We start from the raw sequence: 13076 nt of genomic DNA on the forward strand, positions 1-13076 counted from the left end.
GGAGTGCTTTTCATAACTAAATACAATAGTCTCAAATATTATAAACTCATTACATCAGTAAATGCTTGTATTTGAGTTTCAGCTTGACCAAAGTCAACCATTTGTTGATCATATCCTAGTTTGATACTTGGGATACTCTCATTATCTAATGCTTCTTTTAAATGTGGGTATTCAACTTCTTCAGGGTCACAGAATTGCATCATTACAATTACTGCTCCATCTGCTCCAGATTCCTTAGCAAGTTTAGCTACATTTCTTGGTCTACTATAAATTGTAGGATCATATAAAAGTACATCATCATCACAATTTGCAAACCAAGTAGCAAGGCCTTCCATAGGGTTTTTCTTAGCAATTTCCATGTCAATATCCACTTTAATAGTTCTTGACTCATGAGCAACATCATCTGCTACTATTGCAACTTTATTATCGTCAAATATTTTTAGAAGTTTTCTTGAATCACATAGAATTCCTGAAGTCATAACTTTAGTTCCTGTCCATTCAACAACTTCTAATTTTTCAAGTTCATTATTTAGTTCTTTTAATAAAGCAGTATGCTCTTCTTTTTCCATAAAGTAAGAACTTTTAAATACTGCACTTCTAAGTGTAGCAGAAATTACTTCAGGATGTAAAGCAGCAAGTTTTGAGAATCTTCTTTTTTCTTGTCTATTTGCATTATAAATTTCAAATGCTTTTAAAAGATCTTCTTCAGTTGCTTTTTTGCCTGATATTTCTTCAAGTTCATTTAATACTCTTGTAAATACTTGTTCTGAGTATTTTATACCAAATTCTTTTTTTCTATTTTGTGGATGTGCTAAATAGATAAATGGAATTTGTGGAACTCCTACTCTAAAGTTTTGAGATAGTGGTCTTAATGTATCACACATTGTAGTTACAATAACTCCACTAAGTCTATCAAGTGTTCCATTAAGTCCAAGTTCTAAATTCATTTGAGCAATTGTACAATAATAACTTGCAAAATATTCTTTTGCTTTATTAATTTCTTTTGCTCCTCCCCAAACTCCCATTGGAACCATTCCACAAGCAACAACTAATTCTTCAGGAACATAATAAGGGAATACTCCTATTACTTTTTTTCCTTCTTCTATGAATTTGTCTAACTGCTCTTTAGGATTTTGGGAAATGTGATCTAATTGTTCTAATATTTCATTAATTCTACTCATTAGTTAGCACCATCCTTTGCAGCTTCTTTTCTAAGTCTTTCTTCTTCCATGATTTCAAATAATCCATCTACTCTAGTTCTGTATTGTTCTTCTGAGAAGTTTCTTGGGTCAGCTTGATCTCCATCAAAGGATACCACTGGAATTCCAAGGTTTTTTCTCCAACGTCTTTCCATTTCAGGCATATATCCTGACCATGGTTTACATGATCTATTGTAATGAACTAAGATACCATCTACTTGGTTTTCACGGCAAAGGTCTTCTCTCCATTTTACTCCTGTTTCAAGACAAACTGAGTTTGGAGCTTTACAATATGCTCTAGCCATTTCATCGATATTGTTGTAAACAAATCCAAATGCTGGACCATAAACAACAGCAACAGTATTCATTCCACGAGCTTTTAGTGGCTCAAATAGTGTACGAAGTACTGGCCAACATGGAATACCTTCAAACATAATTCTATAGTTTTCATCATATGACCATGTTGAAGTTCCGTCTTTAACTTGTTGTTCAAGTTCTTCTGCAAGTTCTTCAAAAGCAATTCCTGTTTCAGGTTTACATCTTGCAGTTACAATATCTGCCATATGGTTGAACATATCAAATCCAGCCATTGGTGATGGTTTGTATTGTAAGTATGAACAAACCTTTAACCAACCTTTAGCTGATCTATTTGCATTAGCACATGCTTGGTCAAATTTCTCTTGATCAAATTTCTTTCCAGAAATTTCTTCAAGTTGTGAAATTGCATCCCAGAATTGTGCTTTCATATAATCTACTTGTTCTTGTGTAGTTTCTTCTGTGTTGTTAAATGGAACATCTATCATAACTAATGGAATATCATGCATTCTTGCAATATTTTGATACCATACAGTCATAGTATTACAAATGTTGTTACAACATAACATGAAATCTGGTTGTGGCATAGGTTTTTCATCAGAATCTGCACCATCTGCATAAGCTAATGAAATTCTCTCATATCCACATATATCATTGTCATATCCTAATCCTTCAGCATGTTCACAAAGTCTTTGTCCACCTTTTTTAGCTGCAATTGCTGCTGCTTGATTTTCAGGATAAACTACTCTTAAATCAAAAGTTTCAGCAAGTTCCATTGGGAATTTTGATGATGACCAACCTACTGGTTCACCTTTTTCTTTTGCTTCCCAAGCTTGTCTATAAACCATATCTACAACTGCTCTAAGTTTCTTTTTAGCTTCTTGTACTTTAGGTTTTTTCTCTTCTCTTTTTTCTGCAACTGGAAGTTCAGTTACTATTTTTTCTTCACTCATTTGGCTCCCCTTTCACAAATATACCACTTATTTATTATTTTTACTATATTTTTGATATGCAAATATTGCAGCACCTAATGCTCCATTATATTGAGCAAGAGGACTAGTTAAAACCTTATGTCCAAGTTCTTTTTCAAGAGAATCAACTATTCCTGCATTTTGCGCAACTCCACCAGTCATTACAATATCATCTACAAGTCCAATTCTCTTAGCAAGGCCTCCAGCACGAGCTGCTACAGCTCTGTGAATACCATTGATAATATCTCTTTTATCAGTACTTTGAGCAAGTTGAGACACAACCTCAGACTCTGCAAATACTGTACATGTTGAAGAAATATTTATTTTTTTAGTAGATTCAAAATGAAGTTTTCCAAGATCATCTACTTCAACCTCAAGCACTCTAGACATTACATCTAAAAATCTTCCTGTACCTGCTGCACATTTATCATTCATTACAAAGTTTTCTAAGATACCATTAGTACCTATTTTTAAAACTTTCGCATCTTGTCCACCTATATCTATTACTGTATGAACATTTGGAAACAAGAAATAAGCTCCCTTTGCATGACATGATAATTCTGACATTTGGAAGTTTGCTCTTTCCATAGAGTTTCTACCATATCCAGTTGCCAGTGTATAGTTAATATCATCTTCAGTTAGATTAGCATCTTTCATTACTGCTTCAATTGCTCTTTTCGGACCAGTTGTACCTGCTCCTACTTCTACTACTGCTTTTCCAACTATATCTTTTCCATCTTTTAAAATGACACATTTAGAAGCTGTTGAACCTATATCAATTCCTAATGTGTACACAGAATCACCCATGTTTTCTCCTCTTCTATACATATTTTATCTAATATTCTAAATCCAATTTTATTGTACTCTTTATTATATTTTTTGTCAAAATGTAAAAGTCCCTAATCTCTTGCTATTATCAGATATAGCGTTAATTTACTTAAATGGTAAATTTACTTATAAACAACTAATTATTTATAATAAATACTTTTATTTTTCTTAAAAATCCTTATAAAAAGGAGCAGTTTTTTCTGCCCCTTTATCTAATAGTTTTTATTTATTATATAGATTATCATAATCTCTAATACATCTTGGTAAAAGCATTTGATGTACTGGGCAAATTGATTTAGGATTTTGATAAGCACTATCTGCAAATGCAACTATATAATGTCTTAACATATTCATATTTACAATTTCATCTACAAGTCCATGAACAGCACAATATATTGGTTTTGATTTTTCAACATATTCATTTATAAGTTTATTCATTTTATCAATTGTAGGTTGAAGATCTGCTCCTGATTTTTTGTCTTTTGCAAGTCTTCTTGAGTACATTGCATTAGCAGCAGTTTCTCCATTCATTACATTAATTTCAGTTGCAGCTGTTCCTACAGAAAATACATTTGTATCATTTCCTTGAGGTCCACCAAGTACATAGTGAGCAGCAGCTGTTCCTTTTCTTAGTGTAATTTCAAATTGTGGAAGATCTGATTTTTGAATTGAATATATAAGTGATTGTCCAAGACCTAGAAGTTCAGCTCTTTCTGCTTCATCTCCTACATCAATACCTGTTGTATCTTGAATCCAAATAATTGGAAGTCTATCTCTTGAACAAAGTGTTACAAATTCATTCATTTTAATTAAACCTTGTCTATATAGTTTTCCACCTATACCAACACTTTTTTCTTTATATTCAGGATAATTTAAAAGTAGTCCTTGAGTATTAGCTACAACTCCTACTGGAAGTCCATCAACTTTAGCAATTCCTGCTACAATTTCAGGTCCATATCCTTTTTTATATTCCATAAATTCTGAACCATCAAAAAGTCTTGAAATAACATCATAAATGTCATAAGTTTTTTTAGGATTCATTGGAACTATTGAATACATATCATTTTGGTCATATGCTGGCATTTTTGGATCATCTACTCTAAAGAAGTCAAGATCATAACTTGGAAGCATATCAACATATTTTTTAATACCTTCAATTACGCCTTCTTCTTCAACATAAACTTCTCTCATAAATCCAGTTTGTGCAAAGTGAACTCCAACTGATCCTGGAGCTGCAACTTTCTTTTGATTCATAGTCATATCAGCAATTTGATTAGCTGATTCATCATCTATAAATCCTTTTGGATTCATACCACCTAAGATTCCTGCTCCACCTACTGCCATATTTGCATCTTTATGAGCAATTAAAACAGTTGGTGAAATTGAGTGATATCCACCACCAGCAGGGTTAGTTCCATAAATTCCTACTACTACTGGAACTCCAAGTTGGTTAAGTTGTGCATTTCTATAAAATGGAGTACCTCCTCCACGTCTATTTGCATATACTTTTTCTTGTTCATCAAGTTTTACACCTGAACAGTTTAGAATATATACAAGAGGTATTCCAAGTCTTTTTGCAGTATCTGATCCTCTTAAAAGATCATCAGCTTGTCCTGCAATCCAAGCACCAGCAAGTTTTTTGTTATCAGATGCAATAATCATTGTCCACTTGCCATTTACTCTTCCAAGTCCCTTTACAATACCAGTAGATCCATGTTTATTTCCTTCTGGATTATAAATAGTATTTAATGGACACCATGTTCCCTCATCAATAAGTTCAGCTATTCTTTGAAGAGCAGTCATCTCTCCTTTAGCATTTATAGCATCATCAGCTTTTCCTGCTTGAAGAACCTCTTCTACATGTTTCATTATTTCTTCTTCAACTTCTCTAACTGCCTTAAAGTTTTCTTGATCAGTAGCCTTTAAAGGACTACCTATTTGACCCATATTTTTAAAATATGAGTTCATTGAATATAGACCCATAATATTATTTCTCCTTATTTATATCTAAAATTAATCTCTTGGCACTTTAATAAATGCTTCACCTGGATCAATTTCTTCACGAATCATTTTAATTACCATTTCATCAGGTTCTTCAAGAAGTACTGCTCTTGAAACATCTAGATCAAATCCAGTATTTTCTAGAACATCTTCTGGTGATGATGATGGATAATATCCAGCAAGATACATTTTTTTAGTATCTTCATCGAATTTTAAAATACCTCTATCAGTTACTACCATTTGTGGTCCAACATTTTCTGGAATACCTGCTTTAGTACGTCCTCCAGGTCCGTCCATCCATCCTGGTGATGTAATGTAGTCAACTTGTTCCATAAATCTTCTTTTTTCATGTTGCATCATAATAATAGTATTTACATAAGAAGCAATACCATTTGCTCCACCTGATCCTGTAAATCTTGTCTTTGGATTATTATAATCTCCAATTACAGTTGAGTTTACATTTCCGTATGGATCGATTTGAGCTCCACCAATAAATGCGATCATTCTTTCTTTATTGTGTAACCATTCACATGCTTCAAAACCAATAAATCTAATATTTGGCCATTGTACAGCACAGTGAGCCATAAATCTATTATCTCCAACTGATCTTGGAACTTCTATTGGATCACAATCCATAAGTCCACTTTCAACTATTAGATTACAATCTGGTGCAAAGTGTTTTTTTGCAAGAGATGCACCTATTAGAGGAAGACCTGTTCCTACTATTACTATATTGTCATCTTTAATTTGTTTTGCAATTGTTACTGCTTGCATTTCTTTATTTGTATAATTATCATATCTAGCCATATTATTTAACCTCCTTAAGGACATTTGTTGCATATCCAAATCCTGGTACTGATTTTAGGTTAATTAATCTCATTGCTCCAAGTTTATTTAAATATTCTTCATGATCCGCAATGTCATAAACCCATTCTTTCATAAATGCATTGTAGTCTTCATCTGCTTTAGATTCTACATTATACATTTTATAAAATGCTGAATCATAATCATAATAGTCATAACATTGTGATGGATGAGCTCCATATGGTGCATGAACTACTGCATCAACACAAAATCCTGGAATTGAGTTTTGAGTAGGATCAAGTCTAATTTCTTCATTACTTACAAGTTCTTCACAAGTAACAATAACTTTTCTAGCTGCTACTGCAATATCAACATCATGGAATTCATCTCCAATAATTCTACAAGTTCCATCAGGTGATGCCACTTGAACGTGAATTATTGCTGTATCTAATACAGGAACTGGACAAGCTATTACTTTATCTCCAGGTACAAATGGGTTTTCCATTTCAACAAATTTGTCATTTGGAAGTTTATCTATTTTTTGTCTTTCTTCTTTAGAAATTCCCCAGAAATCTGTAAGTCCTGTTCCCATCATTAATTTTACTGGTAAAAATGGAAGTCCTAGTGATGCTGCATGAAGTCTTAGCATTTCAACATCTTGTGAATAATCTTCATATAGAAGTTCTCCAGCTTCAATTGATTTTCTAAATCTTCTTGATACATTTGTGAATCCTGAGTTTGCTGTATAACAGTTAATGTAAGCTTTAACTCTGTTTTCGCCTATCATCATATCCCAATCTCCACCAGCTGGTCCTGCTTCTGCTATAAAGTCTTTTTTGCCTTGACGAATAATTTCGTAAACTGCTGCATAAGGTTTTCTATTTGTTGTAAATCCACCAAAGGATATAGTATCGCCGTCTTCTACAAATTTTGCAACAGCATCTTTAAGATTATAAATTTTACTCAATGTAAAATACCTCCTCGTTTTTAATAAAACATTTTATAATTTCTTAATTAAAACTTTTCTATATTATATACTAAAATATTAATTAACTTTTTAAATATAGATAAGGAACAACCAAACTAGTTGCTCCTACTACACTAAGCTCCAAAAACTAGTAAGAATACTCCAGCTGCTACTGCAGATCCTATAACACCTGCAACGTTTGGTCCCATTGCATGCATTAATAAAAAGTTTGTTGGATTATATTTTCTACCTTCTACTTGAGATACACGAGCTGCCATTGGTACAGCTGAAACTCCTGCAGATCCTATTAGAGGGTTTATTTTTCCACCTGTTAAGTAGTATAAAATTTTACCAAATATAACTCCACCTGTTGTTGCCATTGTAAAAGCAAATAGTCCAAGTGCAATAATTGCAATTGTTTGAACTCTTAAGAAGATTTCTCCATTTGCTGTTGCTCCAACAGTTGTTCCAAGCATAATTGTAATAATATTCATTAGTGCATTTTGAGCTGTATCTGTAAGTCTTTCTACTACGCCTGATTCTTTAAATAAGTTTCCTAGCATAAGCATTCCTAGAAGAGGTGCTACTGATGGTAATAGTAATGCTACAAAAAGTGTAACAACTATTGGGAATACTATTTTTTCTACTTTTGAAACTTTTCTTAGAGGAACCATTACAGTTTCTCTTTCTTTTTTAGTTGTAAGAGCTTTCATAATTGGTGGTTGTATCATTGGAATTAACGCCATATATGAATAAGCTGCTACTGCTATTGGTGCTACTAAATCTTTAGCTAATGTATTTGCTACATAAATTGCTGTAGGTCCATCAGCTCCACCAATAATACCGATTGCCGCACATTCTCCTGGAGTAAATAGTCCTGTTGCATTAGCAACTAAAAATGCTACATATATTCCAAGTTGTGCTGCTGATCCAAGTAATAGTGAAATTGGATTTGCTATTAAAGGTGAAAAGTCAGTCATTGTTCCTACACCCATAAATATTAAACATGGGAATAGATTTGATTTAACTCCACCATATATTATTCTTAAAACACCTTGTGTATACCAAGGTTCTCCTGGTGCTGCTTCTGCCATAAGTCCAGCCATTGGTAAGTTAGCAAGTAACATACCAAATGCAATTGGTAGAAGAAGTAGTGGTTCAAATTGCTTTTTAATCGCTAAATATATAAGTATAAAAGAAATTAAAAACATTACACAATTTTCCCAACCCAGGTTTGCGAAGCCTGATTCGGCTAAAATTCCTGATATTGTTGAAAATATATTCAAAATAATGCCTCCTAAAAATTCTTAACTATTTAATTTCTGCTAAAAGTTGGTCAGTATCTACTGTATCTCCTGCTTTAACTTTTACTGAAACAGTTCCTGCACATGATGCTACAATTTCGTTTTCCATCTTCATAGCTTCAAGAATTAAAATTACATCTCCTGCATTTACTTGTTGTCCTTCAGAAACATTAACTTTTAATATATTTCCTGGCATTGGTGACATAACTTGTTCTCCACCTGTTGATGCTGCTGGTGCTGCTTGTTGAACTGGAGCTTGTTGTACTGGTTGAACTGGTTGTGCTGGTGCCATTCCAAAATCTGACATTGATAATGATTTATGTGCTGCTCCTACTTTTTCTACTTCTACTTCATAAACTTTTCCATCTACTGTAACTTGATATTTCATTTAAATCTCATCCCTTCTTTATTTTACCTATTTTTTAGTTTTTTTCCTTAATAGATACTATTTTAAATTTATCTACTGGAAGTTTCATTTCTTCACTTACTGCTGCAATAATAGCTGCTATTACTGCTGCATCTTTCTTATTCTCTACTCTTGGTGCTGCTGCTTGTTGCGGAGATTTTTGTGTTACTTCCTTATCACCTTTAGTAATTGAATTTACTACTACTGAAGTAAGTTTAATCATAATTGCTATTACTATTAGTGTTAAAAAGACAATACATAAACCTGTTAAAGAAATCATAAGTGCTTCCTTATTTGTCATAACTTCTTTTCCAAACATAAAATACACCCCTCCTTTTATGTATATTCCATTATATGAAATCAATTCCATCAATTAAGTTTATTATAACAAATATATTTTACAATATCAATAATGGAATAGGAAATTATTCAGTTTTTTAAATGATTTTTCATATAAATTTCATAGAAAAAATCAATACTTACACTTAACTAACTAAAGTTAAATAAATTAGTGTAATTTAAATAACTATTTAACTTAAATACTTTTTTGTTTTTTAAATACCTACTTCTTTTCAATTCACTTATATAATCCAGCGTTTAATTTCTACTTTTTATTTATCTTCTATTATATATGTTTAAATTTATGTAATTTACCAAAGTTTTTCCCTGTTTTTTCCATATTATTATAGGTTTTTAGTCTTTTTGTATGTATAATGTAGATGAATATATATTTATGGAGGTATTTATGAAAAAGACAACTTTTCTACTAGCTTGCGTTTTAGCATTAGCTACACTTGTAGGCTGTGGAAACAACAAAGATGTAAGCAGTGCTGAAGGAGATAATACTATTGAAACTTTAAAAGTACAATTTGTTCCTTCAAGAGACCCTAAAGAAATAACTACTCAAACAGAACCACTTAAAGAAATTCTTAAAAAAGAATTATCTAATGAAGGTTTTGAAGTAAATAATATTGATATTTCAGTAGGAACTAGTTTTGAATCAACTGGAGAAGCTTTAGCAGCAGGAACTGTTGATGTTGGATTTATTCCTGGAAGTACTTATGTGCTTTATGATGATGGAGCTGATGTAATTCTTACAGCTACAAGAAATGCTCTATCAACTGACAATGATGATCCAAAATTCTGGAACGAAAACAAACCATCTAAATTTATTGAAGATCAAACAACATATTACAGAACTTTAATAATTGCAGGACCTTCTGAAAAAGGCCAAGAACTTTCAGCTAAAGTAAACAATGGCGAAAAACTTACTTGGGAAGATTTAAATTCTGCTAAATGGTCTGTAATGGGATCATCATCACCAGCTGGATATATTTATCCATATATATGGTTACAAAATAACTTTGACAAGGGAATAACTGATCTTGCTACTACTGTACAATCTGATTCTTATGCATCAGCTGCAGCTAGACTTGCATCAGGTCAAGTTGATATTGTAGTTGGATATTCTGATCTTCGTCTTGACTATGAAGACCAATGGAAAAATGAATTTGGAAGAAATGCATCTATTTGGGATGAAACAAATGTAATTGGCGTATCAGATAAAATCTACAATGATACAATTTCAGTTTCTAAAAACTCAAAAATCATGAATGATGACTTCAAAAAAGCTCTTTCAAATGCATTTATAAATATTGGTAATTCTGAAGAAGGAAAAGAAATCATAGCCATTTATAACCACAATGGATATAAAGAAGCAGATTCTGCTGATTACGATTCAGAAAGAGAAGCACAAAAATTATTAAAAGAACTTAAAAATAATTAATTAAAATTTAAAAATGACATTAATTAAGCTAAGATTAGGTTTTCCTTTCTTAGCTTAATTAATATGTAGGAAGGAAAACAATGATAGAATTTAAAAATGTTGACAAAGTTTATCCCGGAGGATTCAAAGCTCTTAATGATATAAACTTAACTATTAACGATGGCGAATTTGTTGCCATAATAGGAAGATCTGGCGCTGGTAAATCCACACTTATTAGAACTATAAATAAAATGCACGATATAAACTCAGGAACTCTTCTTGTAGATGGAGTTAATGTTTCTGATTTAAAAGGTAAAGATTTAAGACAATTTAGAAGAAAAGTTGGAATGATATTTCAATCCTTTAATCTTGTAGATAGAACTACTGTTATTAAAAATGTTCTTGCGGCTTTTGTTCCTGAACTAAGCACTATAAGATCTATTTTTGGATTATTTCCTGAAGAATATAAATTAAAAGCACTTGATTCACTAGAACAAGTAGATATTTTAGACAAAGCCTATGTAAGAGCAGATCAACTATCAGGTGGTCAACAGCAAAGAGTTGCCCTTGCAAGAACTCTTTCTCAAAATCCAAGTATTATTCTTGCAGATGAACCTGTTGCAAGTCTTGATCCTGTTACAGCAAAACAAGTAATGGACTATTTCAAAAAAATAAACCAAAAGAAAAATATAGCTATTTTAATTAATATACATCATGTTGATTTAGCACTTGAGTATGCAGATCGTGTAATAGGAATTAAAGATGGAAGTATAGTTTATGATGGACCATCTTCTCAAGTTGATGATGCTGTTCTTACTAAAATATATGGTGAAAAACTAGAAGACCTTACATTTAATGAGGAGGAATAATATGAGTCTTTTCGATAAAATATTCCCACCAAAAAAGCATAAGCTTTCAAGTGGAAGCATTGTATATGAAAAAAGAACTAGAAATATTATAATAATTCCATTAATCCTTATTATGTTTTTTGTATCCATTAAAATTACAGGATTTAACTTTACAATGCTAATAGAAAATGGAAAAAACTTCTTTACTATATTAAAAGACATTTTTAGACCAAATATGTCCTATTTAAAAAATGTTATTAATCCCTTAATAGATACTATTAAAATGAGTTTTTTAGGATCTTTCTTAGGAGCTATACTTTCAGTACCCTTTGCTTTTTTAGCTTCTACAAATATGGTTAATAACAAATTTATAAATTGGATTGTAAGAATATTATTTTCTATAATGAGAACTATTCCAACTCTTGTAAATGCACTTATTGCAACTTATATATTTGGACTTGGAACTTTTGCAGGTACTGTTGCTATATTTATATTTTCTTTTTCATATGTTGGAAAATTAACTTATGAACAAATAGAAACTGTAAATATGGGTGCCTTTGAAGCAATGATTTCAATGGGATATACAAAATCCATGGCATTTATTAAGGGAATTATTCCACAAATACTGCCTGTATATTTATCTACTGCCCTTTATAACTTTGAAGGTAATGTAAGATATGCAGCAATTCTAGGATATGTAGGAGCTGGTGGACTTGGACTTCTTCTAAACGAAAATGTAGCTTGGAGAGAATACCAAAACACAGGTACAATACTATTATGCCTACTTGCAACAGTATTTGTTATTGAAACTATTACTTCTCATTTCAGAAGAAAATTAAATTAGAGGTGGATTATGTCAGAAAAAGTAAAAAAGAAATTAAATGAAGAACCCAACTCTAGAGCTTATATTATAGTATCAAGTCTTATAATTCTTGCAATGTTAATTTGGTCATTATCAGCTGTTCAAGGAAGAGATACAACAGGAACAGGTGGACTTACAATTGCAAAAAATATAATTCGTGGAATTTTCAATCCAGATACTGCACTACTATTGAACTTTACAAAACAAGGTGTAATATATATGCTTCTTGAAACTATATGTATTGCCTTTTTAGGAACTATTATTGGAGCGATAATTTCAATACCACTTAGCTTTTTAGCATCATCAAATATAGTTCCAGTTCCAGTAAGTTTAGCTACTAGATTTTTAATAATGATGATTAGAACAATTCCATCACTTATATATGGACTAATGTTTATAAAAGTAACAGGACCTGGACCATTTGCAGGACTTCTTACAATGAGTTTTACATCTATTGGAATGCTTACTAAATTATTTTCAGATACAATTGCAGATTTAAATAAATCAATTTTAGAATCCCTTGCAGCACTTGGATGTAATACTTTTGAAAAAATAAGATATGGAGTAATTCCTCAACTTAAACCAAACTTTTTATCAACTACTATTTATAGATTTGATATGAACTTAAGAGATGCAACAACACTTGGTCTTGTTGGAGCTGGAGGTATTGGTTCTCCACTTATATTTGCAATGAACTCATATAGATGGAATCAAGTAGGAGCTATATTACTTGGACTTATAATACTTGTTTTATTAATTGAATTTTTCTCAACAAAAATCAGAACAAAACTTGTTAGAGGGTAGCT

General features: G+C 31.7%; 13 protein-coding genes. 4 read left to right on the top strand and 9 right to left on the bottom strand.

From position 1 onward, the window contains the following. Positions 1-38: 38 nt before the first annotated feature. The 9 genes from J2Z71_RS04435 to J2Z71_RS04475 all read right to left on the bottom strand — a co-directional run bounded on the left by J2Z71_RS04435 (position 39) and on the right by J2Z71_RS04475 (position 9114). Positions 39-1181 (bottom strand): 2-hydroxyacyl-CoA dehydratase subunit D, encoded by a 1143-nt coding sequence (locus J2Z71_RS04435; protein WP_210060654.1) that lies wholly within the window; start codon positions 1179-1181, stop codon positions 39-41. Beyond that, positions 1181-2467, bottom strand: coding sequence for a 2-hydroxyacyl-CoA dehydratase subunit D (locus tag J2Z71_RS04440; RefSeq protein ID WP_210060655.1), 1287 nt, complete (start codon positions 2465-2467; stop codon positions 1181-1183). Before J2Z71_RS04440 ends, J2Z71_RS04435 begins: the two co-directional genes overlap by 1 nt. 27 nt (positions 2468-2494) lie before the next feature. Then, positions 2495-3292: a (R)-2-hydroxyglutaryl-CoA dehydratase activase HgdC gene (hgdC, locus tag J2Z71_RS04445; protein ID WP_245311180.1), complete on the bottom strand. Its 798-nt coding sequence runs from the start codon at positions 3290-3292 to the stop codon at positions 2495-2497. Between the two features lie 243 nt (positions 3293-3535). Then, positions 3536-5296: an acyl-CoA carboxylase subunit beta gene (locus J2Z71_RS04450; RefSeq protein ID WP_210060656.1), complete on the bottom strand. Its 1761-nt coding sequence runs from the start codon at positions 5294-5296 to the stop codon at positions 3536-3538. Between the two features lie 30 nt (positions 5297-5326). Then, the gene (gctB, locus tag J2Z71_RS04455; RefSeq protein WP_210060657.1) at positions 5327-6121 is read right to left on the bottom strand and encodes a glutaconate CoA-transferase subunit B; all 795 of its coding nucleotides are present in this window, start codon (positions 6119-6121) and stop codon (positions 5327-5329) included. A gap of 1 nt (position 6122) precedes the next feature. Beyond that, positions 6123-7085: a glutaconate CoA-transferase subunit A gene (gene gctA, locus J2Z71_RS04460; RefSeq protein ID WP_210060658.1), complete on the bottom strand. Its 963-nt coding sequence runs from the start codon at positions 7083-7085 to the stop codon at positions 6123-6125. A 134-nt stretch (positions 7086-7219) separates the two neighbouring features. Next, positions 7220-8296, bottom strand: coding sequence for a sodium ion-translocating decarboxylase subunit beta (locus J2Z71_RS04465; RefSeq protein WP_210060735.1), 1077 nt, complete (start codon positions 8294-8296; stop codon positions 7220-7222). Positions 8297-8396: 100 nt separating this feature from the next. Next, complete coding sequence (locus J2Z71_RS04470) at positions 8397-8777, bottom strand: biotin/lipoyl-containing protein (protein ID WP_210060659.1); 381 nt, start codon at positions 8775-8777, stop codon at positions 8397-8399. Positions 8778-8811: 34 nt separating this feature from the next. Then, a complete protein-coding gene (locus J2Z71_RS04475; RefSeq protein WP_210060660.1) occupies positions 8812-9114 on the bottom strand; it encodes an OadG family protein in 303 nt (100 codons plus the stop codon). 426 nt (positions 9115-9540) lie between these two features. Between J2Z71_RS04475 and J2Z71_RS04480 the strand changes: the two genes are divergently transcribed. From J2Z71_RS04480 to phnE (J2Z71_RS04495), 4 genes are all read left to right on the top strand, one after another. After that, the gene (locus J2Z71_RS04480) at positions 9541-10581 is read left to right on the top strand and encodes a phosphate/phosphite/phosphonate ABC transporter substrate-binding protein (protein WP_245311181.1); all 1041 of its coding nucleotides are present in this window, start codon (positions 9541-9543) and stop codon (positions 10579-10581) included. Positions 10582-10661: 80 nt separating this feature from the next. Next, complete coding sequence (gene phnC / locus J2Z71_RS04485; protein WP_210060661.1) at positions 10662-11429, top strand: phosphonate ABC transporter ATP-binding protein; 768 nt, start codon at positions 10662-10664, stop codon at positions 11427-11429. A 1-nt stretch (position 11430) separates the two neighbouring features. Further along, on the top strand, positions 11431-12252 hold the full coding sequence (gene phnE, locus J2Z71_RS04490; RefSeq protein WP_210060662.1) for a phosphonate ABC transporter, permease protein PhnE: 822 nt from the start codon (positions 11431-11433) through the stop codon (positions 12250-12252). A gap of 9 nt (positions 12253-12261) precedes the next feature. After that, positions 12262-13074, top strand: a complete 813-nt coding sequence (gene phnE / locus J2Z71_RS04495) for a phosphonate ABC transporter, permease protein PhnE (RefSeq protein ID WP_210060663.1) — start codon at positions 12262-12264, stop codon at positions 13072-13074. Positions 13075-13076: the final 2 nt, after the last annotated feature.

Origin of the sequence: Peptoniphilus stercorisuis (assembly GCF_017874395.1) — a bacterium.
Lineage (GTDB): Bacteria > Bacillota > Clostridia > Tissierellales > Peptoniphilaceae > Anaerosphaera > Anaerosphaera stercorisuis.